Raw genomic sequence first — 26,777 nt, forward strand, 5'->3', positions numbered from 1 at the left:
GGCGGCGAAGCCGCCCGATGACGAGGCGCCCCTTTCAGTCCCGCCCGCATCGGCTTGCCAGACGGCCGCCGCCGGGCGGGACTGAAAGGGGCCGGCGTCTCGGCGTACCCGGACGACGCAAGCACCGCAACGCAGTGAGGAGCGCAGCGAGTCCCGGGAGCCGAGACGCCGGGGGCTTTCGAGGTGGTCCCAGTTTCGAATGCTTATCTCAACACTACCGTGCAGGAGCCGAAAGTTTGTACCCCACCCCGTCGTAGGGGGCGTATGGCAGACTTGCTGCCCTCGCGTCCCGACGCCCCCGCGGCGGAGGAGGCCGACCCACGTGTCATCGGCCTCGACAGCGAGGACGCCGACGACCTGCTGTCGGCGCTCTCCTCCGACACCGCCCGCGAGGTGCTCGCGACCCTCCACGAGGAACCGGACACGCCCGCGAACGTCGCAGAGCGGGTCGACACCTCCCTCCAGAACGCCCAGTACCACCTCGGCAACCTCGAAGACGCGGGGTTGATCGAGGTGGCCGACACCGTCTACTCCGAGAAGGGAAGAGAGATGAACCGCTACGCCCCCGCCGACCGGCCGTTGGTCGTCTTCGCCGGGGCCGAAGAGGAGAGCCGTGGCCTGGAGAGTGCGCTCAAGAACCTCCTCGGCGCCGTCGGTCTCCTCGGCGTCGCGAGCCTCCTCGTCCAGTGGTACGTCGAGGGACCGCCGTTCGGCGCACAGACGGGCGGCGCCGACGCCGGCGGTGGCGACGGTGGCGGCATGGGGACGATGAGTACCGAAGCGGCCCCGACGGCCGCCGACGCCGCAGGCGCGGGGCTGCCGCCCGGCCTCCTCTTTTTCCTCGGGGGGGCCCTCGTCCTCGCCGTCGTCGGCGTCGCGTGGTACGTGCGTCGGTAGCGGGTCGATGGCCCCGTAGCTATTCATACTCCCCGCACCAAATCACTCCCATGGAGCACACCGCCGAGGTGACCGGCATCGGGGTGGGCACGAGCGAGGACGGTTCGAACGTGCCGGCGGTCCTGTTGGCCGCCCGCGAGGAGTACCTCCCCATCGTCATCACGGCCGATCAGGCGCGGGCGATCCAGCTCGGGCTCTCGGGCGAGCCGTTCGAGCGGCCGCTCACCCACGACCTGCTGGTCGAGATGCTCACCGAGTTCGGCGGCGCCGTCGACGGCATCCGGATCGACGACCTCGCCGACGGCACGTTCTACGCCAAAGTCGACGTGGAGCGGTACGACGACGGGGAGGCCCGGAAGTTCGTCTTCGACGCCCGCCCGAGCGACGCCATCGCGCTCGCGGTCCGCGTCGACTGCCCGATCACCGTCTCCGACGGCGTCCTCGACCGGGCCGGCCGCGACGAGGACGAGTTCGAACCCGAACGGATCGACGACTTCGACGACGAACGATAGGGACCGGGACGCGATAGCCGGCACTTTTCACCCCCGGGAGCAACCGGTCACCCATGACAGCGGAGCCGGCGACGCTCGCGGAGTCCCACACCGAGATGACCGAAATCGTCCTCCCGAACGACACGAACACGCACGGACGGGCGCTCGGGGGGGTGGTCCTCCACTGGATGGATGTCTGTGGCGCCATCGCGGCCATGCGCTTCGCCAACGAGGGCGTGGTCACGGCGTCGATGGAACACGTCGACTTCAAACGCCCCATCGACCTCGGCGAGGTGGTGGTGGTCGAGGCGTACGTCTACGACACGGGACGGACGAGCCTCGACGTGACCGTCGAGGTGCGCGCGGAGAACCCCCGAACCGACACCGAACGCGCCACCACTTCCTCGTTTTTCACGTTCGTCGCCGTCGACGACGACGGCGATCCGACGCCCGTCCCCGACCTCGACTGCCCGACGGAGGGTGAACGCCGTCTCCGCGACGCCGCCCTCGACGAGCGGGCGGCCCAGCTGGAACGGCTCGTCGAGCGGATGGAGGATTCCGGGAGCTGAGGCCGAGCGGCCGTCACTCGTCGTCGAGGAGGTCCGGCCTCCCGGTCAGAATCCCCTGTACTCCCGTGAGGGGGTCGCCGACGACGATGCCGTCGGTCGTGATCTCGAACTCGCGGAGCGTCCGCTCGAAGTCGCCCGTGCGCTTTTTGAGGACGCCGATGGCCTTCCGGAGTTCGCCGCGGAGTTCGAGATGGCGAAGGAAGACGATGTTGTCGGCCAGATAGCTGATGTTCTCCTGGGTCGCAGTGAACGGTCCCGTCGGGCTGTCGGTTTCGTCGACGAGGATGGTGGTCACGCCCATGTTCTTGAGATAGCGCCCCAGCGCGTGGAGCCGCTTGAGTACCATGTCCGTCTCGCCGTGGAGCGTCAGCCGGTACCCCGCGATACCGTCGACCATCACGATTTCCGCGTCGTGTTTCTCCACGTCCTCCCGGACGATCCGTGCGAACTCCTGGGGCGACAGTTCCAGCGCGTTCATCTCCCGAACGTCGAGCGTGCCGCGGTCGGTCATCCGCTCGACGGGGATGCCGATGGCCTCGGAGCGGGCCAGAAACGTCGACTTGCTCTCCTCGAACAGGTAGACGACCGAGCGCTCGCCGCGGTCCGCGGCCGCGTTCATGAACTGAGTGCCGAGCGTCGTCTTCCCGACGCCCGTCGGCCCGCTGATGACGCTGACCGTCCCGCGTTCGATGCCGCCGTCGAGGAGTTCGTCGACTTCGACGACGCCCGAGGAGACGGGTTCGGTCGTGAACGTCCCGTGGTGGTCGCTCGGCGCCAGCGCCGGGAAGACGGCCATTCCGTCGTCAGTGATGCGGTAGGCGTGGTCCCCGCTTTTGACCCGCGATCCGCGGAACTTCGGCACCTGCACCGTCGAGCCGTACGGGGCCGACTCCAGTCGAATCGTCCCGTCGGCGACGAACTCGAGTTCCTCGGTCGGCTGGTTCCGGGCGTCCTGTGCGGTGAAGACGACGGTCGCCCCCCGCTGTCCGAGAAAGCGCAGCAGGCCGACGACCTGCTTGCGGAACTGGTAGTCGTCCGTCGAGAGATATCGGAACTGCGTCAGCGGGTCGACGACGACCCGGGTCGGTTCGAGGGCCTCGACCCGGTCGACGATTGCCTCGCGGAGCGGCTCCTGTTCGACTTCGGCCGCGTCGAACACGTCGTACGTCCGGTCCTCGACGAACACGTCGGCGGTCGGGCTCAGATCGAGGAAGTCGATGGCGTCGGTGTCGAATCCGAGCGCGTCGGCGTTGGCCGTGAGGTCGTCGAGGTCCTCCTCGACGTTGATGAACAGCACGGGGTCGCCGGCGTCGACCCCCGCCTGCAGGAAGTGGAGACCGAGGATGGTCTTCCCGGACCCCGCCGTTCCCTTCACCAGGTAGTTCCGCTGAGGCAGGAATCCGCCGTACAGAATCTCGTCGAGACCCTCGATCCCCGTCGAGAGTCGACTCGTCGTCGCCGAGGCCATGTTGAAACCCGGTTCGGTCGTCACCCACATAAATTGCCGAGTAACCTGTCATCCGGCGTATTACACGGGGAGAACAGTTACTTGCCCGGGCACTCACTAGCGGAACCAAGACGCTTATCCGGGCAACAAATGTCAAACGAAGTGAATCGTGACGAGCCGTCCGGGCACGGCAACGGGACACCCGCCGCCGTCGACGAGCCACGTGTCCTGCTTTTCATGCAGTCCGGACGGAACCGCGAACTGCTGGCCGAGGCGCTCGGCGACCGGTACCGGATCGAGACGACGACCGATCCGGCCGCGCTGGGGACGCCGTTCGACTGCTGTGTGCTCGATCACACCGAGTTCGGCCACGTCACGGACGCCATCGAGCGGACCCGCGAGCGGACGACCGTCTTCCTCCCGTTCGTGTTGTTGGTCCCCCCTGTAGCCGCCGACGCGCTGGACGGCAAACCCTGGGAGTACGTCGACGACGTGATCGAACTGCCGGTCGGGAAAGCCGAGCTGCGGACCCGCGTCGGGAACCTGATCGAGCGCCGCCGAACGGCCGTCGAACTGGAGGAGCGGTCGCGGGAACTCGAAGAGACGGTCGCGGACCTTCGGCTGAAAGAGCGGGCGATGGACGAGGCGCCCGTCGGCATCACGATCACCGACCCGGACCAGGCGGACAACCCGATGGTGTACGTCAACGACCGGTTCGAGTCGTTGACCGGCTACGAGCGCTCGGAGTCGCTCGGCCGGAACTGCCGGTTCCTGCAGGGCGAGGACACCGACCCCGAGACGCGGCGGGCCCTGCGGGAGCGGATCGACGCCGAACGACCGGTGGCCGTCGACATCGTGAACTACCGCAAGAACGGCGAGCGGATGTGGCAGAAACTCGATATCGCGCCCGTCCGCGACGACGAGGGGCGCGTCACGAACTTCGTCGGGTTCCAGACGGAGATCACCGACCGGAAGATCAGGGAGCGACGGCTCGAAGTGTTGAACCGCGTCCTCAGCCACAACCTCAAAAACAAGATGAACGTCATCGAGGGCCACGTGGCGCTGCTCCGCGAGGAGTTCGACGAGGACGACGCCCCGGCGTCGCTCGGGACGATCACCGACTCGGCGCTCGATCTGATGGGGCTGGCGGAGTCGGTACAGGAGACCGAACGGATCATCTCGAACGTCGGCACGTCGGATCGCCCCGTCGACCTGACCGACCACGTCGTCGGACTGATCGACATGTTCGAGGACCGGTACCCGGAGGCGACGATCACGGCGTCGCTCCCCGACGACTCCTGTACGGTCGGGACGACCGGGACGCTCGCCGCCATCGAGGAGGCGATCGAAAACGGCCTCAAGCACAACGAGTCGGGGTCGCCGTCGGTCGACGTCCGGATCGAGAAGCGGGAGGGCTGGATCGACATCGAAATCGAGGACGACGGCCCCGGCATTCCGGACCAAGAGATTCAGGTGCTCGAACGGGGTGAGACGCCCCTGAATCACGCGGATCGACTCGGTCTCTGGCTGATGTACTGGGTCGTCACCAAGGCCGGCGGTCGGTTCGACGTCGCCGAGGCGGACGGCGGGGGGAGCATCGTCCACCTCTCCGTCCCCCACGGGTGACTGGGGCGCCTACTCGAAGTCCGGCAGGTCGTCCGGCGCTTCGTACTCCGTCTCCCAGTCGATGTAGTCGTCGAGCAACACGTCACAGACGATCTGTCCGAGTTCGGTCAGCCCCGCGTTGATCGACGAGACGGTCCCCCACGAGTCCAGTTCGGGGTGGTACTCGCGTTCCTTCCAGTCCTCGGGGATGCCCGGCGCGTGGTAGCCGACGCGCTCGGCGAAGGAGTCCCAGAAGAAGTCGAACCTCCGGAGCATCTCCAGATCCGTGACGATGTCGAACGTCCGTTCGTCCATGTCCGTCTCTTCGGCCCACTCGGTGAACGCCTCCGCCCACGCGCCGTCGCGGAGCAGCGCCTCGATTTCGTCGCGCTTGTAGTCCGTATCCCCGACCACGTCGGCGTCCTCGTACTCGTTCGGGTCGATCCGCTCCAGTTCGGGCGGTGGGGGGACCTCGACGTCCAGTGCCATACCCCACCTTCGGCGAGGACGGCGATAAAGGTGTTCGGGGCCGTACCGGTGGGACCACGTCCAGTTCACCGACCCCAGCCTACGTGTCGAGGTAGATGATTTTCCCCCTACGAGACGTAACGTCCACTGGGGAACCCCCCTTTCCCCGTGCGGCACCCCCTTCCGGGCGCCTCTGGACGACCCCCTCGTCCACTTTTTCCCACGTGGCTCACGACCACGGACGCCTGGCGTCGTCGGCGAAGAGCGCGCGCATGAGTTTGCGCTCGCCGGCGCGGACGTGCTGGTGGAAGGTCGGCGGCGAGATGCCGAGGGAGTCGGCCACCTCCTCGCCCGTGCGCTCACGTGGCCACGAGAAAAAGCCCGCGAAGAAGGCCACTTCGAGGACGGTCTGTTGGCGTTCGGTCAAGTCCTGGTCGAAGACGGACTCGACGCGCCGGATCGGCCGCTTCGGGGCCGTCGTCCGCCGCTGGGCGACGACTTCGGTGGCGGGGTACCGCGTCCGAACGGACCGGACGAGTCCCCGCACGTCCGCCTCGCGCGGGAGGTGGACGACCATCTCGTAGTCGCCGTCCTCGGCGATGGCCGACTCGACGCGGCCGCCGTACGAGGCGATGAGGGAGGTAGTCGGCGGTTCCGAGAGCGGGATTTCGAACCGCGTGTGGCCGTCGTCGGTGTCGAGGACGGTGACCCCCTCGGCGTGTGGCAGCGCCTCGGCGATCGACGCCGGCGTCTCGGGGGCCGCTTCGGGCACCGTGCCGTACGTGAGGAAGGTTCCGTCGCCCGCGGGGACGGCCCCGTCGAATCGGACCGAATCCACGGTCGAATCGAACAGGTCGGTGACACGGAGCTGCAGTTCGACGACGCTCTCGCTCGTCAGCGCTCGCTTGTGCTCGATGGCGGTCAGGGCGTGACCGACGATTTCGCCAAGGTGGCCGACGACGGCGCGTTCGTCCGGGTCGAACGCCGTCGGCCGCTCCGAGCCGAGCACCAATACCCCCTGAAGCGTGTCGTCGTACGCGATGGGGATGGCGGCCACCGACCGCGCCCCGTTCCGGAGCGCGTGCCGCAGCCAGTCGGCGTCGGCGACCCGGTCGTCGAGACGGCGTGCCGTCCCCATCGTGCCGGTTCGGATCGCCCGGCGTATCGGGTCGTCACCCGACAGGTCGGCGCCGGCCGTGATCGTCCCGGCGTCGAAGTCGTCGTCGACGCCCGCCGTCGCCCTGACCCGCAGGCCGGTGCTCTCGCGTTCGATGGACCCTATCCACGCGAACCGGTAGGCGTCGGACGCCGCGAGCCGCTCACAGAGCAGCGCCTCGATGTCGTCCCGGGTCGAGGATTCGATCACGGCGTGGGTGATCCGCTGGACGACGCCGTTGAGCTGGTTCAGGGTGGCAAGCTGTTCGCGCTGGGCGGCGAGTTCGCGCTCCCGTTCCCGTTGCTCGGTCACGTCCCGAACGATGCCCGTGAACCGCCGGTCGCCGTCGAGGGTCCAGTCCGAGAACGAGACGCGGAGGTCGATTTCCTGCCCGTCAGTTCGGACACCCGACAGTTCGACGCCCGACGGGTCGGTCCATCGGGCGTGGGAGTCGAGGAATCGGCCGAATCCCTCCCGACGGATCCGGGACACGTCGGGCATCAGCGTCGCCAGCGACTCGCCGACCAGTTCGTCCGGGTCGTACCCGAACACGTCCTCGACGGCCGGATTCGCGAACCGAATCGTGCCCTCGTCGTCGGCGGTGAGGATGGGGTCCGTCGCCGTCTCCGCCAGCGTCCGGTACCGCGCCTCGCTCGCTTCGAGCGCCCGCTCGCGTTCCTTCCGCTCGGTGACGTCCCTGAAGTAGACGGAGAGTCCCGTTTCGGAGGGGTAGGCGGTGACTTCGGCCCAGACGTCGAGCGGATCGTAGAACAGTTCGAACGTCACCGCCTCCTGTGTCTCCATCGCCTCGTGGAACCGCTCCCAGACGGCGCCCTCGGCCGCCTCGGGAAACTCCGTCCAGAGACGTTCGCCGAGCAGCGACGCTTCGGTCCGCTGAAGGATCTCCGCCGCCCGCTCGTTGACGTGGGTGAACCGCCACTCCTCGTCGAGGGCGTAGAAGGCGTCGGTCACCCGGTCCAACACCGCGTCGAGTTCGGACCGAAGGTCGTCGCGCCCGCGCTCCAGTCGCTGTAGCCGTGCGGCCTTCCGGGTAACGTCCACGCCCGTGACGACGACGCGGGTGACGTCGCCGTCCGCGTCCGTGCGCGGGTCGACGGCAGCGGCGAGACGGACGTGGCCGCCGCCCGCCGTCGGGAGTCGGATCCGTTCGCCGGTCACCGGCTCCCCCGTCCGAACGGCTCGCTCTAGCGGACCGTCCGCCGTCCCCTGCATCGCCGACTGCGCCGGGGTGTCCACGTCGATACCCAGTCTCCTCGCCCGGTCGTTGGCGCGGACGACAGCGCCCGACGCGTCGACGACGACGGTGACCATCCCGGCGGCGCCGACGGGATCACCCGCCGGCCGCCACCACACCCGTCCGCGGGCGCCGACCTTCTTGGTCCGCAAAACGCCGTCGTCAGCGAGCGTCTCCAACTTGCCGAACGCGGTGCGGCGCGAACAGTCCACCTCGGCCGCCACGTCGCTGGCGGTGAGCGGCGTCGCCGGATCGTCCAGCCGCCGGAACGCACCCAACACGTCCCCGAGGGTGGTCGTCGGCGCCGGTCCCGGAGTAGCCATGCCGCCACGTCGGCGCCGACGATACATAAAATCCATCCGTCAACGGAACGGTTCGGCGGCGGCGGGCCCGCCGTGAGCGCCGGAACGGGAACGACTCGGGACGATGGCCCGAATCGGCGCTCGGCGGCGCCTAAAATATTCGCCATCGTGCACTTGACCGTCGGCACCAAAGACGGTGACCACACGGCGCCCGCGGCCCCCGTTCACCAATGTCATCGACATCCAAGCCCACCGACCGTACTGCGGACGGACTCATCGAAGTCGAGTTCGAGATCACCGATCCGGCGTACTTCTTCGTCGGCCTGTCGGAGCGGGAGTCCTGTCGGGTCCAGCTCGAGGAGATGATTCACCTCGCGGACGGGACGCTGATCGAATTTTTCTCCGGGCGGGAGTGCTCGCGGACGGCGATTCGGGAGCGTGCGGACGCCACCACCGGTATCGACTCCGCCCGGATCGTCCACGAGGGACAGAACGGCGTCCTGTTTCGGCTGGCCGTCTCGGGACGCTGTATCGTCGAGACCATCGAGGGCGCGGGCGGGATTCCGGAGTCGCTCGCAGCGACCGACGGCGACGGCCGCGTGACCGCACAGGTGCCGCGGGGTACCGACTCCACGGCGGTGGTCGGCGCCGTCCTCGAGACGCACCCGAACACGAGCCTCGTCGCCCACCGGCAACTCGACGCGTCGATGCCGTCGTTCTCCCCCTGGGGCGTCCGAGAGGTGCTCCGGGAACAGGTGACCGACCGGCAGTGGGAAGTGCTCCGGACGGCTTACCGCCACGGCTACTTCGAGCGGCCACGGGCACACACCGGCGAGGAGATCGCCGAGATGCTCGGCATTTCGAGCGCGACCTTCTCGCAGAATCTCCGGGCAGCCATGCGGAACGTCCTGATTGTGGCCATCGAGGACGGGGCGGTCGACAGCGCCTGATACGGATTACTGTTACCGTATACCCGTGGTTCGCCGGACTGTCTCGGCGAACCACCGGTACTGACGTACAATAATCCGTATGACGCGGCGGCCGGCGACTGTGAGTCAGACGCCCGCCCGATCCTGCCAGTTCCGGCCGATCGCTACCGCGTCGAAGATGTCGATCACGCCGTCGTTGTTCAGGTCGGCCGCGTCCGCGTAGCCGTCGTCACCACGGGTAGCCTGCCACGCCCGTCCAACCATCACCGCATCGAAGATGTCGACCACGCCGTCGCCGTTCACGTCGCCCGCGATAGACACCTCGGTTTGGACGGTCGTCGAATCGGTCGCACCCTCGTCGTCGACCGCGACGACGCGGTAGGACCGGTTGTCGTACCCGCCGGTCGAGTCGTTCCAGGATGACTCGGCGGGAGTCGTCGAGACGCTCCCCTCGCAGGTCGCGGTCCCACACGACAGCGTGTCGACCGACGTTCCGTCCGGGGCAACGAGTCGGATCTCCCGTACGCGGTCGTTGTCGGTCGCTTCGACGTCGATCCGGATCGGCGCCCCCACGTTGTTCGTGTCGAACGGTAGCGTCGCCATTACCGACGGTGGCGTCGGGGACGACACCTCGATCGTGGCCGTGTCCGCGGCGGTCGTGACGGTGTACGATCCGTTCGATGGCGTCACGTTCGTTCGGAGCGTGACCGTCCGGGCCCCCGGTGCAATCGCCACCGGCCGTCGCGCGCGGACCGTCCCGTTCTGGCGCACGGTAACTACCTCGCCGGTGGTCAGCGAGCCGGTGTTGTTCAGCGTGAGCGTGAGTCCGAGGTTCCCGTCGACGATCCGACCGGTGGCGTTGGCGATCGCGAGTGGGGTCGCACTGGCGTTCGACGCCGGTTCGATCGACGGACTTGCGCTACCGATGTCGTCGAACGGGGCGGCATCGACGCCGTCGACGGGCGCCGTCCGAACGCTCACGGCCGCATCCGCCGTTTCGGCCGATTCCGGGGCCGCGAGCGACACCGGGCGGTACCGGGCGCCGTCGGCGTCGTCGGCCGGCGGAACCGACACGACGTACGTTCGGCTCGCGTTCCCGATTGTCGTCGTCACCCGGACGGGGCCGCTTCCGGTATCACCGTTCCGGAGGGCGAACTCGATGCGGCTTCCCTGCGGATCCTCGTAGGCGCGAATCGTGGGCGCGACCACGCCGATATCGGGGTGGAGAACCACCCCGACTCGGTCGTTGTTGCGTTCGTCGGCTTCGTCGATCCGGTCGTTCGGATCGACCGCGACACGCACCACCGAGGATCCGTTCGTCGGGAGCGTCTTGGACGACGTGTTGGTCTCCGCCGCGAGTTCGACGCCGATCCGTGCCGTCGCCGTCCGATTGGGCCCGACGTACGGAATCGTCTCCGTCCAGCTATCGTTCTCCCTCGAGAGCCGGACGGTGACGTTCCGGGTGGCGACCGAACCACCGTTTACGATCTCGACGTCGACGAGTAGTTCGTCGTCGCGGCGTTCGTCGATTCGGCCGACGAACAGGTCCGGCCGTGCGAACACTACCGTCGCGTTGTTGTTGGATTCGTTGCGTTCGACGATCCCGTTCCCGGGATCGACCTCGATCGAGAGGGTGCCCGTTCCGTCGCGAGCGACGGTGACGTTTCTCGTCACCTGCTCGCTGGGATCCAGTCGCGGGATCCGGCGCGTGGCCAGCGTCCCGCGACGCCCCTCGACTGCTAGCGTCGCACTGTCCGCCGGTCGGGCGCCCGTGTTTTCGACGGTGTACGTCAGCGTGACGCGTCCGCCGGCATCCGGGCGGTCGTCCGTCTCCGCTCGAGCCGTCACGGTCAGATCCGGTCGATAGGCGTGGCTGGTGGCGAACACATCCGGGGCGATCCGTCCGCGGGCGTCTCCGGCGGTAAACGCGGTCAGGAATCCCTCGGCGTCGGACGCGACAGCTACCTCGCGGATGGTTGCGTTCGCCTCGCGCCCGCCGGCAATCGAGCTCCCGGTCCACGTTTGAGGAGCCGCCAGCCGTCGGTAGTACAGCGTCGCGTTCAGCGATCCGTTCGGTATCGCCCGGTACGTGACGACCGGACGGCCACCGTCGGCGAAGAGTTCGACGTCGGAGACATCGGTCACGTTTCCGTTCGGAACCCGACTGATCGTCCCGTTACGGGCGTACCGGATCGTCCCCCACGATCCGGTTTCGACCCACGCGACGCCCCGTGGCCCAGCCGCGATCGACCGCGGCCCCTCGGCCGGGTAGCTGTCGGTCGTCTCCAGCGTCCCGTCGTCGAGTCGGGCACGGACGATGCTTTCGTTGTCGGTGCGGTAGGCCAACACGAACCCGCCGCCGGCGTTCGCGTCGACGGCCGTGGCGTCGTCGATCGTCCGGATCGACCCGAGCGAGCCGTCGTCGTAGACGGCGTATCGAACCCGCCGGTCGTCGCGAGTGGTGAGGTTCCGGTCGACATCCTGTGTCCACGCGACGAGGTAGCGACCGTCGTCGCCCACGACAGTCGGCGGAAGGTCGGCGACACGGTTGTCGGTAGCTAGCGTCGGGGCGGCCCAACCGTCGGCGCGCGTCGGTGCGTAGGCGATTTCGAACCGTTCGAGCAGCTGCGACGCGTTCGCCCTGTCCGCCTCGGTCAGCACGTCGTCGCTGCGAACCCACGCGGCGAACGCGTCGCCGCTCTCCGGCTGGCCGGCGACCGACGGGAACGAGTCGAACCGCCGGTCGTCGGTGAGTCGGGCCCGGGGTGGTCGGCCGTCGTCCTCGGTTTCGGTGACGCGAGTGGCGTACACCTCCGATCCGACGGGCGCGGGTTTCGAGGGATCCTGCCGGCTCCAGACCACGACGTATCCGGCGCCCAGATCCGCGACGGACGGCAGCCGGTCGCTCACCCGGTCGGCCGTGAGACGCCGCCCGTCGACCCGTGAGCCCAGCACGGACGAAGGCTGGCTGACGGCACGATCACCCGACTGCTCGTCGGTTTCGACGGGCGGCTGACCCGGGATCTGCGATCCCGCACGCAGCGCGATCATGTCGGAGTATTCGACGGGCGCACAGCACACCTCCGTTTTTGCCCAGCCGGATCCGATCACGAGATCCGGATCGGCGCGAAGTAGTGCCCGAGCCGACGGATTCAGTTCCGGGATGCTGATCCGGCCAGCCAGTTCCCCGTCTGCCGTCCCACTGAGCGAGGCCACGGTTACGTCCGCACCGGTGAATTTCCCGTCGGCATCCAGTGCTGGCTCTATGTACCGCCCGACCACCTCCGTGTCGTCGCCGGTGAGATCGACGACGATCACGATCGTCAGCTTCGGGCCGACCTTGACCGTGGCCCGTGGGCCGTAGCTGTTGGACACCGAGAACGTCTTCGAGAGCGCCCTGATCGTCCCGGTGAACTCGACCCGTGCCCGCTGGAACTCCCACCTCGGCGGCGGGAGGTTGGCCGTGCCACCGACCGTGACGCGACCCTTGGCGGAGCGACCGAGTACCTTCCCCTTCAGTCGGCCGCCGCCGGCGACGTCGAGTCGGCCGATGTCCATCACGTACAGGACCGCGACCCGCCCCCGGGCGCTGATGTTCTGTTTGCCGCCGACGACCGGAACCGGCGCGTTCACCGTCGTCTCAAAACCGCTTCGGTCTGGGAAATATCGACTGTATCTGACGAGCGTGTAGCCGGTTCCGGGTTGCTCAGACACCGTGAGATTCCCGAATCGAGCGAACGTCAGCAACCAGTCGGGCACCGACAGCACGTCGACGCGACGAGTGACTGAGTGGGTATCGCCGTCGGTTTGATACACGGTCGCCTCGATGGTGGCGTCGTCTTCGAGCCGGCCGAGGTTGAACCGGGCGGTGTAGTCCCGCCCGTCGCTCGATCTGACTGTTTCCAGGAATCGCCGGTTCGAGTCCTCCAGTCGGAACTCGACGCGGTCGACGGGCTCGTCGGACGAAACGACTGCGGTGAAGTTTTCGTAGAGTTCGACGTTTTCGAGCGTTCGGCCGCCGCGACTCCGTTCGAGCGCCACGATCCGGGGTTCCTCGCGCTGGCTTATCTCTACCTCCTTCGTGACCGTGTCGGAGACACCCGTGGTATCCGTCACGGTCAGCGTAACCTCGTACGTGCCGGAGAACGAGTACGCGTGATACACCGGTCGACCACTCTTCTCGGAGCCGTCGCCGAGTCGCCACGCATGATTGACGATGGTCCTGTTACCGGGGGCTGACGACTCGCTTCTGAACGCCAGCGTCTCGTCGATGAGGAACTCCTCCCCGTCGCTCGTGGTCAGCGCCGATCGCAGATCACCGATCCGATCTTGCCTGTCCGCCGGGATGACCGAAAAGTCGGCCTCCGGAGTCCGATTACCGGGGACCACCTCGACGGTCACGACCGCCGTCCCTTCGGCACCCCCGGTGTCGACGGTCGTCAGCCGCACGTCGTACGTCCCCGGGCTGTCGAACGACCGCTCGAAGCTTCGGCCGGTGTGGTCTACGTCCCCGTCGTCGCCGACGTCCCACTCGTACCTGATGACGCGTGTTTCGAGATCCTCACGCGCCAGATCCTCGTTCGCGACGAACTGTACCGGAACGCCGGTGCCGATCGTCTCGGCCGAGACGTCGGCGACGGCCGCGGGCGGCCTGTTTCTCGACACGCCGATCGACTGCGTCCTCGTGTCCGTCGCGCCCTCGTCGTCGGTCACGGTCAACGACACCGTCCCGTTACCTTGCGGGGGCGGTTCGTACGGGACCGTCCGACCCGTCGCGTCCGTGTCACCGTCCCCGTCCGTATCCCACTCGTAGCTCCGTATCGAGCCGTCCGGATCACTGTCCGTCGACGAGCTGGCGTTCAGTCTGACAGTTCTCGGTGGGACGGCGATCGCCTGCGTCCGCGTCCGTGTCGCGGATTGGTTACCGCTGGTGATTCCCTCGACCCGGAACAGCGCGTCGGGCGGACCGTTGCCGTCGGTAACGGTGACGACGGCGACCGCACTGTCGACTGGGCGGCCGCCGGCGTAGGCCCTCGCACGAACGAAGTACGTGCCGCTGGTGGTACCTGCGGGAACCGCGACCGAAAATCGGGGCGCCTTCGACCGACCGGTGGCGATCGACTCGATCGACCAGTTCCGAGCGGTCCAGGAGCCGCCGTCGGCGACGGTCGGTGACACCGACCAAGACGACGGTACCTCGGTCACCCGTAGTCCGAGATCGCCCGTGACGGTTCGATTCTCGATGTTGGTGACGAGGGCGCCGACGGTGGTCTCGTTGCCCGCCCGAACCGACCCACCGGCGAGCGCGAGATCTAGGGTGGCGTTGTCCGCGTTCACTCGGTCGACGACCACGTCGGCGGTGACGGTATCGACGATCCGGCCGTCGGCGGTGAGGCTTCCGACCACGGAGTAGCGCCGCGACGCCGCGTCGGCAGGCACCGACACGGCAACCGCGGGCTCGGTCGTCGCGCCCGCGTCGAGTCGGTCGAGCGTCCAGACTCTACTCTCCCGGTCCCAGGTGCCGGCCCCACCGTAGAAGCGGGTGACGTTCCATCCGGCGGGCATCTCCGACAGGTTCAACCGGAGATCACGGACCGGACGGGAGTTCCCATTGGTCAACTGGACGGTGATCTGCTCGGAGGTGCCGGGATCGGCGTCGGCGTCGGTCACCGCGACGTTCAACGAACCCACGGCCGGCGGCTCCTCTAAGGGCGCCGAACAGTCCACGTTGCCCTGGCAGTCGGGCGAATCCGGGCTTTCAGGGGTGCCGCCCCACCAGTTGCGCGTGGCGTCGCCCGTCGGACCGCCGGTGCCGCCAGCGATATCGACGGTGGCGTCGTCGCCGTCGAAGAAACGCGCGTCGAGCACACTCCGCTCGATATTCCATCGGCCGGTCGTGTTCGTCGCGACCACGCCGGCGATGTAGTTTCGCAGGATGCTCTCGCGAACGGTCCAGTTCCCGGTCGCGTTTCGAGCCGCGACGGCCCTCCCCGCGTCCGTGACCCTCGAGTCGTCGAGTGTCCAGTCGCCGCCGGTGCGGACGGCGTTCAGACCGACGCCCCCCGCCTCGATCGAACTGCCCCGAACCGTTCCGTTTCTGCCGAGCCGACTCGCGTCGATGCCGATCCTTCCGGCCTCGATAGAGGCGTTGCGGACGGTCCAGTTACCGGGGACGGACTGGGAATCTCTCGGGAAGCGGGTATCCATCGAGATGCCCACGCGACCGGCGGTGATTCGGGCGTCTCGGATCGTCCAGTTCCCCGTCACGACGGGTCCAGCTTCCCCGACCCTTCTGATCCCGACGGCGGTACGGTTGGAGGCGATCCGCACGTCCCGGACCGTCCAGTCGCCGGCGGCACGAAAGACATTCAGACCTCTATCATCGGCGTCGATCACCGAGTCGCGAACCGTCCAGTCGCCGAGCGATTCGCCGACGATGATCGCATAGGTGTCCGTCACGGTGACATCCCGTATCGTCCAGTTCGCGGAGGAGTCGTCAACGCTGATGCCGACGAGTCTGTTGTCCGCCACGGTGACGCCGCTGATCGTCCAGGAACCGACGCCCTCGCTGGCGGTCGAGACGTTCGTCGAACCAGTCAACGTGCGGACACTGCCTTCGACTTCGATCCCGTCGTCCCCGTTGTTCCGGACGGTCGTGTTCTCGATCCGCCACCCACCCTCCGTATTGACCGAAATCCCCGCACCCTCGTTGTTTCGAACCGTGGAGTCGGTGATCGACCAGTTACTGCTGGCGCCGGTTACTTTGATCGCGTGTCCGTCGAACTCGAGGTCCCCGCGTGTCGTGTTGGTGACGGTGACGTCTCGCAACCGGAACGCCCCGACCGGCCCGCGAACCAAGATGCCGCTGTTCCGGTGTCCGTCGACGGTCAGTCCCTCGACCGTCGGCGCGGCGTCGTCCCCGGTGATCAGCAGTCCCGGCGTGTCGCCGAGGTTCGTGCCGTCGACGACGGCGTTCGGCCCGCGGATCGTGATCGACTCGTTCACCCTGATGGACTCCCGGTAGGTCCCCTCGCGAACCTCGACGACCGCACCGGGAGCGGCGGCGTCGACGGCCGGCTGGATGGCGGTGTAGTCCGCCCCGGGTCCGCCGTCGTCGTCGACGACGATCGTTCCCGTCTCGTTCTCCGGGCCGACGGAGAACGACAGACCCCGGAGGCTGAAGTACGTGTCCTCGTGGTCGGCGTTGCTACAGGGGTCGGACGGATCGATGCCGACGGTGACGGTGACGTTGCCGTCGACGTCGACGCTCCCCTCGGTACCCCTGACGATGGTCCCGGATCGCTTCTCGAACGAGAACGCAGCGACTTCCCGTCCGTCCTCGCGAACCTCGATGAACGGCGTCTCCCAGTAGTCGCCGGTGACCGTGACGTTGGTCAGCGCCGACCAGCGGAGGGTGCCCGAGACCGACCCCAGTGAGGCAGTCGCGTTGGCGTACGAACAGCGGTACACCCGAAGATCCAGCGCCGTCCGATTGCGTACCGTCGCGTCGGCGTTGCCCTCGGTCGCCGTCGTCCAGGCGTAGCCCTCGAGTAACTCGGTGTCGGCGAGCGAGCGGCCGTCGATCGCCCGCCGTCGCTCGTCGCCACCGGCGACCACGCTCCCCGTGGCACCCCTCGACGGCGGGCCGGAGGGAGCCGCCGGCCCCGATCCGCCCGGGGTGATGCTTCCATCGGTGTCGATTCCCGTCCCTGTTCCCCCGCCGGCCACCCTCGCATCGCCGGCCGCCGACACCGTCGTACCCCCGGCGACCGGTGCGATAGTCGTCGCAATCGCCAACGCAACTGCCACCACCGTCGTCCACTCCGGCGTTGACGTGTCCCCGCCCCGTCCGTCCGCCCGCACCATACGTTCGAACAACAGTTATAGATTCTTTAATTTTTATCCAATGACATTTTTGTGCGTCGAGGGGGGTACGCGGAGACCCGTTTGGAGGGCCGTGAGGGCAGCCGACGGTTACGGTGGACGGCGTGCGATAGCGTGATCCGAGGGGCGTTCGCGGATCGGGAGGCGACCGCCTCCGACGGAAGTCGGGACCCCGGCGGCGACCGGGCGTCCGTCGGTCGACGGTCGGTATCCGGCGTTCTCGTCGGATCGCGCGACCACCGTTTTGATATACGCGCGGGGATTGGGTCGGGTATGGACGACGCCGACGACGTCAGCGACCAGTACACCCCGGAGGACGTGGAGTCCTCGGTGAACGCGTACTGGGACGACCACGACGCCTACGAGGCGGCGAAGGAGGCCCACGCGGACGACCCGCCCTTCTTCTTCGTCGACGGCCCGCCGTACACGAGCGGACAGATGCACCTCGGCACGGCGTGGAACAAGACGCTGAAAGACGCCATCCTCCGCTACAAGCGGATGTCGGGGTTCGACGTGACCGACCGCCCCGGCTACGACATGCACGGCCTCCCCATCGAGGTGAAAGTCGAGGAGGAACTCGGCTTCGACTCCAAGAAGGACATCGAGGAGTACGGGATGGAGGCCTTCATCGAGGAGTGCAAGTCGTTCGCGGAGGAAAACAGGGCGAAGATGGACGAGGACTTCCAGTCCATCGGCGCGTGGATGGACTGGGACGATCCGTACCGCACCGTCTCCCCCGAGTACATGGAGGCGACGTGGTGGGCGTTCAAGCGGGTCCACGAGAACGGCCTCGTCGAGCGCGGGAAGCGGGCGATCAACCAGTGTCCCCGGTGTGAGACGGCCATCGCCGACAACGAGGTGGAGTACCACGAAATCGAGTCCCCCTCCATCTACGTCAAGTTCCCCCTCACGGATCGGGACGGCTCTCTGGTCATCTGGACGACGACGCCGTGGACCATCCCCGCAAACGAGTTCGTCGCCGTCGACGCCGACATGACGTATCAGGCGGTCGAAGCCGAGAAGGGCGGCGAGACGGAGACGCTCTACGTCGCCGAGCCCTGCGTCGAGGACGTCCTCCGCGAGGGCCGGTACGAGGACTACGAGGTGGTCGCGGAACTGTCGGGCGAGGAACTGCTCGGCTGGCGCTACGACCACCCGCTCGCCGCGGAGGTGCCCGACCACGCCGACGGCGAGGGGGTCGGGCAGGTGTACGCCGCCGACTACGTCGAGGCCGACCGGACGGGGCTGGTCCACTCCGCGCCGGGTCACGGTGAGGTGGACTTCGAACGCGGGCAGGAGCTCGGCCTCCCCGTCTTCTCGCCCGTCGCCGGCGACGGCACCTTCACCGAGGAGGCCGGCGACTACGCCGGCCAGTTCGTCCGCGACGCCAACGACGACATCATCGCGGACCTCGACGCGAACGGCCACCTGCTGGCGTCGGGCACCACCAGTCACCGCTACGGGCAGTGCTGGCGGTGCGACACCGACATCGTCTATCTCGCGACCGACCAGTGGTTCATCACGGTCACGGACGTGAAAGACGAGTTACTGGAAAACATCGAGGACAGCGAGTGGCACCCGGGGTGGGCGCGGGACAACCGGTTCAAGAACTTCGTCGCGGACGCGCCGGACTGGAACGTCTCCCGCCAGCGCTACTGGGGCATCCCGCTGCCCGTCTGGGTGCCCGAGGACGACCCGGACCCGAGCGCCGAGGACATCCTCGTCGTCGGGACGCGTCAAGAACTCGCCGAGCGAGCGGACCAAGACGTGGACCCGGAGACGGTCGACCTCCACCGCCCGAGCGTCGACCCGATCACCATCACCGAGGACGGCACTACCTACGAGCGCGTCCCGGACGTATTCGACGTGTGGATCGACTCCTCGGTGGCGACGTGGGGCACCCTCGACTATCCGGGCGAAACGGAGGCGTTCGAGGAACTGTGGCCCGCCGACCTCATCGTCGAGGCCCACGACCAGACACGCGGCTGGTTCTGGTCGCAGTTGGGGATGGGAACCGCCGCCCTCGGCGAGATTCCGTACGACGAGGTCGTCATGCACGGCTTCGCCAACGACAGCGAGGGCCGGAAGATGTCGAAGTCGCTCGGCAACATCGTCACGCCGCAGGAGGCCATCGACCGCTTCGGCCGCGACCCCCTGCGGGCCTACCTCATGAGCCACGACCAACACGGCGTCGACCTCTCCTTCGAGTGGGAGGGCCTCGGCGAGACGCAGTCGACGCTCAACATCTTCTGGAACGTCTTCCGGTTCCCGCTGCAGTACATGACGCTGGACGACTACGACCCCGCCGAGGCGAGCTTGGACGACGGGGAACTGACCGTCGTCGACGAGTGGGTGCTCTCCCGGCTCCAGTCGGTGAAGGCCGAGGCGAGCGAGGCGTGGGACGACTACGCCGTCCACGACGCGCTGAACGCCGTCCTCGAGTTCGTCACCGAGGACGTCTCCCGCTTCTACGTGAAGGCCATCCGCGAGCGGATGTGGGAGGAGGCCGACTCGGCGTCGAAGCGTGGCGCGTACGCCACGCTCGCGACGGTGCTCGACGAGACGATCCGCCTGCTCGCACCCGTCACCCCCTACCTCGCCGAGGAGATGTACCAGATCCTCGACGGCGAGGCGACGACGGTCCACCAGCTAGCCTATCCGACGGTCGAGGACGACCTGCACGACCCCGACCTCGAAGCGGACGTGGCCGTCCTCCGCGCGGTGGAGGAGGCGGCCGCGAACGCCCGCCAGCAAGGGGGTCGCAAGCTCCGCTGGCCCGTCCCGCGGGTGATCGTCGAATCCGAAGACGACGACGTGGCCGCGTCGATCCGCTCGCTCACCGACCTGTTCGCCGACCGGGTGAACACCCGAGCGGTCGAGGTGGTCGAGGCGTTCGACGAACTGGTCGAAATCGCGGACCCCGAGATGGGGATGATCGGTCCCGCCTTCGGCGCCGACGCCCAGGAGGTCATGACGGTCGTCGAGGGACTGCGCCGCGAGGACCTCGACGCCGACGACTTCGTCGTCACCGTCGACGGCGAGGAGTACGAGTTGACCGAGGAGATGGTGTCCTTCCGCGCGGAGCCACCGGAGAACGTCGCGAGCGCCGACTTCGATCTGACCCTCGACGGCGACCGAACGGGCGGCACCGTCTACGTCGACACGTCGCTGACCGACGACATCGAGGCGGAGGGGTACGCCCGTGACGTGGTGCGGCGGATTCAGGAGATGCGCAAACGACTCGACCTGGACGTCGACGAGCGCATCCGCACGCGGATCGACGTCGACGACGACCGGGTGGCCGGCTTCGTCGACGACCACCGCGACCTGATCGCGGAGGAGACGCGGACGGCGGCGTTCGACGCCGACGCCGACGGCCTCGTCGAGGAGTGGGACGTGGAGGGCGTCGCAGTCACCATCGGCATCGAGCGGCTGGAAGCGGAACAGCGGGCGGCCTGACGGCGTTACTGACGCCGTCGCATCGGGGGGCGGCCACTGCTTCGGTCGTGGACGGCTCGTGAGCGAGGAAGCGACGACGAGGTGGTGCAAAAATCGGGTAGAGACAGTCGTTGTGACTGCTCAGTTCGGCCGGCCGGACATCCGGGACACCTGCGGGGTGCCCCCGTGTCCGAGTGCCATCAGATTGTAGACGGGCGAGCGGGTGACCCACTCGCCGACTCGATCGAGGATGTCGTCGTCGAGATCCTCGCCACTGACCTGAATGTCGATCCGGAGGTCACCGTACATGTCCGTCGGGGTCCCGTCGGCGTCCCGGGGCGCTTCCAGCCCGAGGAAGACCGACGGATCGAAGTCGACCGAAACCGTCGTCTCGAGTTCGTCGATGTCGACGCCGGCCTGTACCGCACTCAGCGAGATTGCCCCGTTGATGCAGGCGGTCAGGGAAGCCAGGGCGACCTCGATGGCCTCCTCCCTGTCGGTCGGATCGACGAATCCGACGGCCTCCTCGACTTCTTTGTGGCCGCCGAAGTGCTGGGTGTACCCACGAGCGACGCGGTCGTACTCCTGCCCGCCGAGCATGTACGACTGTGTCTGCGAGCGAGTGTGCAGCACGCGACCCTCGTCGGTACCGACCGCGCTCAGGACGAACTGGACGGCTTCCGGGTTCTCCTCGGCGTAGGTGAGGAACTCCTCGTGGGCCGCCACATCGATGCCGTGTACAGGTTGCTTCGCTTGCGGTTGTGTAGTTGTTGACATTGTGCTCTCCTGTAGTAACCATTGAAAGTCAGTACACACCCGGTCGCAAGACTGCGAGCGGGCGTGCAAACAGTTTCGAAGGCTCCTATAGCTTCTCAAAGAATCGTCGCCCAGCCCCGACAGCGGCTCCGAGGTGCGGTCCGCTGAGAATTACGTCTATATACGCGCGGAGAGTATATATACCCGTCTGACACGCTCACCGGCGCTGGCTTCGAGCAGGCCCGAGGAACGCTCCACCTACCACGTAAGCCCTTCGTACGTGATGCCCTCGCGGCGGTCGACGATCCGTCGGCCGTCGATCACGACCGAGTTCGACATCAGATCGAACTCCAGATCGAGGTCGGCGAACTCCGGCCAGTCCGTGACGATCAGGGCGGCGTGGGCGCCGGAGAGCGTCGGCGACGGACCGGCCAGATACTCCACGTCGGGGAAGCGCTCGCGCATCGCGGCCTTCGCGCCGTCGCTGGGGTCGTAGGCGATGACCTCCGCGCCGCGCGCTTGCAGCCCCTCGATGATCGGGATGGCCCGCGAGTTGCGGATGTCGTCGGTGCCGGGTTTGAACGCGAGGCCGAGGACGGCCACGCGCTCCCCCTCGACGTCGACGTGGTCGTCCATCAGGTCGAGCATGCGCTCGGGCTGGCGGTCGTTGACGTCGATGGCGGCCTGCAGGAGCTGCGGGTCGTAGCCCGCGTCGCGGGCGGCGGCGACGAGGGCGTCGACGTCCTTGGGGAAGCAGCTCCCGCCCCAGCCGACGCCGCTACGGAGGAACTGCTCGCCGATGCGGTCGTCGAGACCGATGGCGTCGGCCACCTCGTAGGCGTCGACGCCGTACGCCTTGCAGATGTTCCCGATTTCGTTGATGAGGCTCACCTTCGCGGCGAGGAAGGCGTTGTTGGCGTACTTGATCAGTTCCGCCTCGCGGACGCCGGTGTCGACGACGGGTACCTCGCGGTCGTCGGTGAGGGGAGCGTACACCGCTTCGAGCGTCTCGCGGGCGCGGTCGTCGCTCGTTCCGAAGACGAGTTTGTCGGGGTCGGTGAAGTCGGAAACGGCGCTTCCCTCCCGCAGGAACTCGGGGTTCATCGCGAGGCCGAAGTCGACGCCGACCTCGCCGCCGGATTCGCGTTCGAGGATCGGGCCGACGATTTCCTCGGTCGTTCCGGGGACGACGGTGCTCTTGACGACGACGGTCGGATAGCCGTCGACGTCGGCGAGGATGCGGCCCAGGGATTCGGCGCCGGCCTCGATGATCGCGGTGTCGATGCTCCCGTCCTCCTGTGCGGGCGTGGGGAGCGCGAGGAAGATGGCGTCGGGAGCGAAATCGACGAGGTCCTCGTACTCGGTCGTCGCGTAGAGCGTCTCCCCGGCGTAGCGGTCGAGCAGGTCGTCGAGACCGGGTTCGTCGATCGGTGCCTCACCGTCGTTCAGCGCCGTGACGACCGACTCGTCGACGTCGACGTTCATCACCTCGTGACCCAAATCGGCGAAACAGGCCGCGATTGTCGTTCCCACGTACCCACTACCGACGATACCGATCTTCATGTGTAGCGTTGGCGGGGTGCCGGGGCAAAGAGGATTCGGATCGACACGTCCCGGGGCGCACGGGAGCTTATTAGTCGTCATTGTGAATACAGATCCATGCGACTCGACTCCGCGGTAGTGCTCGCGGCCGGCGAGGGAACGCGGCTCCGGCCGCTGACGAAACACCGGCCGAAACCGTTGCTGCCGGCCGCGAACCGACCGATCCTCTCCTACGTCCTCGACGCGCTGATCGACGCCGGCGTCGACGACCTCCACCTCGTCGTCGGCTACCAGCGCGACCGGGTGCAAGATTACGTCGGCCCGACGTACCGCGGTCGCACCGTCACGTACCACGTTCAAGAGAAGCAGTTGGGCACCGGGCACGCGGTGCTCCAGGCCCGCGACGCCATCGACGCGGACTTCCTCGTCGTCAACGGCGACGAGGTGGTGACCGCCGGAATGGTCGAGTCGGTGATGGACGCCCACTCGGCGACCGACGCGGCGACACTCGGCGTCGTCGAGAGCGACCGAGCGGCCGAGTACGGCGCCGTCAGCCTCGACGGCGACCGGATCGTCGAACTCGTCGAACGCCCGGACGACGACTCCTACCGCCTCTTGAACGCCGGCATCTACGCCTGTGGTCCCTCCCTCTTCGCCGACATCGAATCGACGGGGCGGCGGGCGGGCGAACTCTACCTGACCGACGCCATCGCGGACCAGATCCGCGGGGGCAACGCCGTCCGGGGCGTCCGCGTCGAGGGCCTGTGGTCGACCGCCACGTATCCGTGGGACCTGCTGACGGTCGCGCGCGACCTGCTTGCCATCGGGCACGTCGACGAACCCGAACGCTCGCGGGGCGTCTACGTCGACGAGACGGCGAGCGTCCACGACGACGCCACGCTCCGGGCGCCGGTCGTCGTCGGCCCCGACGCGGCCATCGGCCCCGGCGCCGTCGTCGGTCCAGACACCGCGCTCGGCCGGAACACGACCGTCGACGCCGGCGCCGTCGTCGAGGGGTCGGTGCTCGACATCGACACCCGCGTCGGGGCGAACGCGACGGTGGTCGACGCGGTGACCGGCCAGGGCGTGACCGTCGGCCCCGGGGCGACGATTCCGGGCGGCGAGGCGGACGTGCGCGTGGGGACGACGGTCCACGAGGGGCGGCGACTCGGCTGTATCGCCGCCGACCGCGCGACGGTCGGTGGCGGCGCCACCGTCGCGCCCGGCACCCTGATCGGGCCGGACGCGCGCGTCGCGACGGGGGCGTACGCCGACGGGGTCGTCCCCGAGAGCGCGGAGGTGCGGCGCTGATGTGTGGCATCATCGGCTACGTCGGCGACGCCGACGAGACGCTTTCCGTTCTCCTCGACGGCCTCTCGAACCTCGAGTACCGCGGCTACGACTCCGCGGGCGTCGCCGTCGGCGGCGACGGCCTCCGCGTCGAGAAGCGCGCCGGCCAACTCGACGCGCTGGAGGCCGCACTCGACGACGCCTCCGTCGCCGGCCCGGTGGGCATCGCCCACACCCGCTGGAGCACGCACGGGCCGCCGACGGACGACAACGCCCACCCACACACCGACGAGCGTGGCCGCGTCGCCGTCGTCCACAACGGGATCATCGAGAACTACCGCGAACTCCGTGACGAACTCGAACGCGAGGGCGTGACCTTCGCCTCGGAGACGGACACCGAAGTCGTCCCGCACCTGATCGCCCGCGAACTCCGCGGGGGTCTCGACCCCGAGGCGGCGGTCCGGGCAGCGACCGACCGGCTGGCGGGGAGTTACGCCCTCGCCGTCGTCGTCGCGGGGACGGACGCCCTCTTCGCCGTGCGGCACGACTCGCCGCTCGTCCTCGGGGTGGGCGACGGCGAGTCGTTCGTCGCCAGCGACGTGCCCGCGTTCCTCGAACGCACCCGCGACGTGGCCTACCTCGACGACGACGAGTTCGTCCGCCTCGACGATCAGGGGTGGACGGTCACCGACGCCGACGGCGCGACAGTCGAGAAGGAAATCCGGACGGTCGAGTGGGAGGCCGAACAGACCGGCAAGAGCGGCTACGACCACTACATGCTGAAAGAGATCCACGAGCAACCCGTCTCCCTCCGGCAGTGCATCAGCGGCCGGGTGGACGAACTCGACGGCCGGATCACGGTCGAGGAACTCGACGACCTGGGGGCTCCGGAGACGGTGCAGTTCGTCGCCTGTGGCACCTCGTATCACGCCGCGCTCTACGGCGCCCAGCTCCTGCGGGCGGCCGGTATCCCGGCGAACGCGTACTACGCCCACGAGTACGCGACTGCGCCGGCGCCCGTCTCGGGGGACGACCTCGTGGTCGGGGTGACACAGAGCGGCGAGACGGCGGACACGCTGAGCGCGCTCCGCGAGGCGGGGGGTCGGGGCGCCGAGACGCTCGCGCTCACGAACGTCGTCGGCAGCACCGCCGCCCGCGAGAGCGACCACGTCGTCTACATCCGCGCCGGGCCGGAAATCGGCGTCGCCGCGACCAAGACCTTCTCCTCACAGCTCGTGGGGCTGAACCTGCTCACCGCCCGGCTGGCGGACCGCGGCGTCGAGCGGCGGCGCGATCTGGTCGACGAGCTTCGGGGCGTGCCGAGCGACGTGCAGGCGGTCCTCGACGAGTCGAACGCCGCGGCGGTCGTCGAGGAGTTCGTCGACGCCGACGCCTTCTTCTTTCTCGGCCGCGGCCTCGACTACCCCGTCGCGCTGGAGGGCGCGCTGAAGTTCAAGGAGATAACCTACGAACACGCCGAGGGGTTCGCGGCGGGCGAGTTGAAACACGGCCCGCTGGCGCTCGTCACGGCGAACACGCCCGTCTTCGCGGTGATCACGGGCGACGGCGAGGCGGCCCGCAAGACCCTCGGCAACGTCAAGGAAGTCGAGGCGCGGGACGCGCCGGTGGTCGTCGTCACCGACGGCGCCGCCGAGGCCGGCCAGTACGCCGATCACGTCCTGAAGATTCCGCGGACGGACGAGCGGCTGACGCCGCTGCTGGCGAACGTCCAGCTCCAGCTCGTCGCCTACCACATGGCCGCGCGGCTGGATCGGGCCATCGACAAGCCCCGGAATCTGGCGAAAAGCGTGACGGTGGAGTGAACGTCGGCGTCTCGCCGCGTCAACCGCCGCCGACGGAGAAACCCACTTGGTCGGCCGTGCCCTACCGGAGGTGATGACCGACGCCCTGTTCGAGACCGGAGTCGCGCGCTGTCGACGGGAGGGGTTGACCGTCACCCGGTCGGACGACCGCGGGGAGCCGCCAGGGGTCGCCCGGCCCGCGAACGCCGTGCCGTCGCCCGACGATGCGCGGCCGTTCGAGCCGAGGCGAGCGACGCCGGCCGACGGGGCGCCATCGGTGTCGGCGCTGCTGTCGAGCGGCCGGACGGTCGCCATCGAGTCGATTCGTGACCCCGAGCCGACGCTCGTGCTCTCGCGGCTGTGGAACGACCGGAACAACGGCCGCGCGGCCCTGTTCGTCGCGCCCGACCGCGAGACGGCCGACCGAATCGAGGCGATCCTCGCCCCGCCCGTCGGCGTCCGCGCCGCCGATACGGAGGGGCGGCGGTTTTTCGCCGGGCCGGACCGCGTGGCACTCGCCGAGGGCGGGTACGCCGCCGTCCCGGCCGGGACGACACTGGAGTGGCAGGAGTCGACGACGGCCCGCGAGCCGGTGGGGCTGATCGTCGACGGTGAGGGTGGGGACGCCGACGTCGACGCCGAGACTGCGGTCTCGGGGTCGTGGCTCGAACTGCGCGCCGACGGCGAGGTGGTAGCCCGTCTCGACGGCGTCGACACGCTCGACTGCCCTCAGCGCGCACAGTTCCCGTACGCCTACCGCCGCGACGACGACAAGCGGATTCGGGTCGTCGACTTCGCCGGCCGGCCGGTCCAGCGCTACACCGGTATCGGAGCGATGCGCGACGGCGGCTTCCAGCCCGTCCCCGCACCGCTCGTCCCCGAACACATGTTCGACGGGGCCGTCGACGGCTGGTGGGCGGTCCTCGTCGCCGAGTAGGGACAACGG

At 68.3% G+C, this 26,777-nt stretch carries 15 protein-coding genes; 9 read left to right on the forward strand and 6 right to left on the reverse strand.

The window, feature by feature from the left end; translation table 11 throughout:
- Window positions 1-264 precede the first annotated feature (264 nt).
- The 3 genes from DU484_RS15250 to DU484_RS15260 are packed head-to-tail and all read left to right on the forward strand — an operon-like array spanning window position 265 to window position 1,957.
- Window positions 265-897, forward strand: a complete 633-nt coding sequence (locus tag DU484_RS15250; RefSeq protein WP_114606358.1) for an ArsR/SmtB family transcription factor — start codon at window positions 265-267, stop codon at window positions 895-897.
- A 50-nt stretch (window positions 898-947) separates the two neighbouring features.
- Window positions 948-1,409 carry a bifunctional nuclease family protein gene (locus tag DU484_RS15255; RefSeq protein ID WP_114586802.1) on the forward strand — a complete coding sequence of 154 codons (462 nt, stop codon included), beginning with the start codon at window positions 948-950 and terminating at the stop codon, window positions 1,407-1,409.
- A gap of 53 nt (window positions 1,410-1,462) precedes the next feature.
- Window positions 1,463-1,957 carry an acyl-CoA thioesterase gene (locus DU484_RS15260; RefSeq protein ID WP_114586803.1) on the forward strand — a complete coding sequence of 165 codons (495 nt, stop codon included), beginning with the start codon at window positions 1,463-1,465 and terminating at the stop codon, window positions 1,955-1,957.
- Between the two features lie 13 nt (window positions 1,958-1,970).
- Here the strand turns inward: DU484_RS15260 and DU484_RS15265 are convergent, their stop codons facing one another.
- Window positions 1,971-3,425 carry an ATPase domain-containing protein gene (locus DU484_RS15265; RefSeq protein WP_114587288.1) on the reverse strand — a complete coding sequence of 485 codons (1,455 nt, stop codon included), beginning with the start codon at window positions 3,423-3,425 and terminating at the stop codon, window positions 1,971-1,973.
- A 129-nt stretch (window positions 3,426-3,554) separates the two neighbouring features.
- Between DU484_RS15265 and DU484_RS15270 the strand changes: the two genes are divergently transcribed.
- Complete coding sequence (locus tag DU484_RS15270; RefSeq protein WP_114606359.1) at window positions 3,555-5,030, forward strand: PAS domain-containing protein; 1,476 nt, start codon at window positions 3,555-3,557, stop codon at window positions 5,028-5,030.
- A 9-nt stretch (window positions 5,031-5,039) separates the two neighbouring features.
- On the opposite strand, the gene DU484_RS15275 is transcribed toward DU484_RS15270, so the two are convergent.
- Both DU484_RS15275 and DU484_RS15280 read right to left on the reverse strand, forming a co-directional pair.
- On the reverse strand, window positions 5,040-5,498 hold the full coding sequence (locus DU484_RS15275; protein WP_114606360.1) for a hypothetical protein: 459 nt from the start codon (window positions 5,496-5,498) through the stop codon (window positions 5,040-5,042).
- 208 nt (window positions 5,499-5,706) lie between these two features.
- Window positions 5,707-8,211, reverse strand: coding sequence for a bacterio-opsin activator domain-containing protein (locus DU484_RS15280; protein ID WP_187347713.1), 2,505 nt, complete (start codon window positions 8,209-8,211; stop codon window positions 5,707-5,709).
- A gap of 209 nt (window positions 8,212-8,420) precedes the next feature.
- Here DU484_RS15280 and DU484_RS15285 point away from each other — a divergent pair, with 209 nt between their 5' ends.
- Window positions 8,421-9,140, forward strand: coding sequence for a bacterio-opsin activator domain-containing protein (locus DU484_RS15285; protein ID WP_114606362.1), 720 nt, complete (start codon window positions 8,421-8,423; stop codon window positions 9,138-9,140).
- A gap of 105 nt (window positions 9,141-9,245) precedes the next feature.
- Here the strand turns inward: DU484_RS15285 and DU484_RS15290 are convergent, their stop codons facing one another.
- Window positions 9,246-16,985 (reverse strand): PKD domain-containing protein, encoded by a 7,740-nt coding sequence (locus DU484_RS15290; protein ID WP_157969582.1) that lies wholly within the window; start codon window positions 16,983-16,985, stop codon window positions 9,246-9,248.
- Window positions 16,986-17,276: 291 nt separating this feature from the next.
- Here DU484_RS15290 and ileS point away from each other — a divergent pair, with 291 nt between their 5' ends.
- Window positions 17,277-20,462, forward strand: coding sequence for an isoleucine--tRNA ligase (gene ileS / locus DU484_RS15295; protein WP_114606364.1), 3,186 nt, complete (start codon window positions 17,277-17,279; stop codon window positions 20,460-20,462).
- A 120-nt stretch (window positions 20,463-20,582) separates the two neighbouring features.
- Here the strand turns inward: ileS and DU484_RS15300 are convergent, their stop codons facing one another.
- Both DU484_RS15300 and aglM read right to left on the reverse strand, forming a co-directional pair.
- Complete coding sequence (locus DU484_RS15300) at window positions 20,583-21,218, reverse strand: OsmC family protein (RefSeq protein WP_114606365.1); 636 nt, start codon at window positions 21,216-21,218, stop codon at window positions 20,583-20,585.
- Between the two features lie 237 nt (window positions 21,219-21,455).
- Complete coding sequence (aglM, locus tag DU484_RS15305) at window positions 21,456-22,760, reverse strand: UDP-glucose 6-dehydrogenase AglM (RefSeq protein ID WP_114606366.1); 1,305 nt, start codon at window positions 22,758-22,760, stop codon at window positions 21,456-21,458.
- Window positions 22,761-22,856: 96 nt separating this feature from the next.
- Here aglM and DU484_RS15310 point away from each other — a divergent pair, with 96 nt between their 5' ends.
- The 3 genes from DU484_RS15310 (at window position 22,857) to DU484_RS15320 (ending at window position 26,768) form a co-directional block, all read left to right on the forward strand.
- Window positions 22,857-24,050 (forward strand): sugar phosphate nucleotidyltransferase, encoded by a 1,194-nt coding sequence (locus tag DU484_RS15310; RefSeq protein ID WP_114586812.1) that lies wholly within the window; start codon window positions 22,857-22,859, stop codon window positions 24,048-24,050.
- On the forward strand, window positions 24,050-25,852 hold the full coding sequence (gene glmS / locus DU484_RS15315) for a glutamine--fructose-6-phosphate transaminase (isomerizing) (RefSeq protein ID WP_114606367.1): 1,803 nt from the start codon (window positions 24,050-24,052) through the stop codon (window positions 25,850-25,852). Before DU484_RS15310 ends, glmS begins: the two co-directional genes overlap by 1 nt.
- A 73-nt stretch (window positions 25,853-25,925) precedes the next feature.
- Window positions 25,926-26,768, forward strand: coding sequence for a hypothetical protein (locus DU484_RS15320; protein ID WP_114606368.1), 843 nt, complete (start codon window positions 25,926-25,928; stop codon window positions 26,766-26,768).
- Window positions 26,769-26,777: the final 9 nt, after the last annotated feature.

Origin of the sequence: Haloplanus rubicundus (assembly GCF_003342675.1) — an archaeon.
Taxonomy (GTDB): domain Archaea; phylum Halobacteriota; class Halobacteria; order Halobacteriales; family Haloferacaceae; genus Haloplanus; species Haloplanus rubicundus.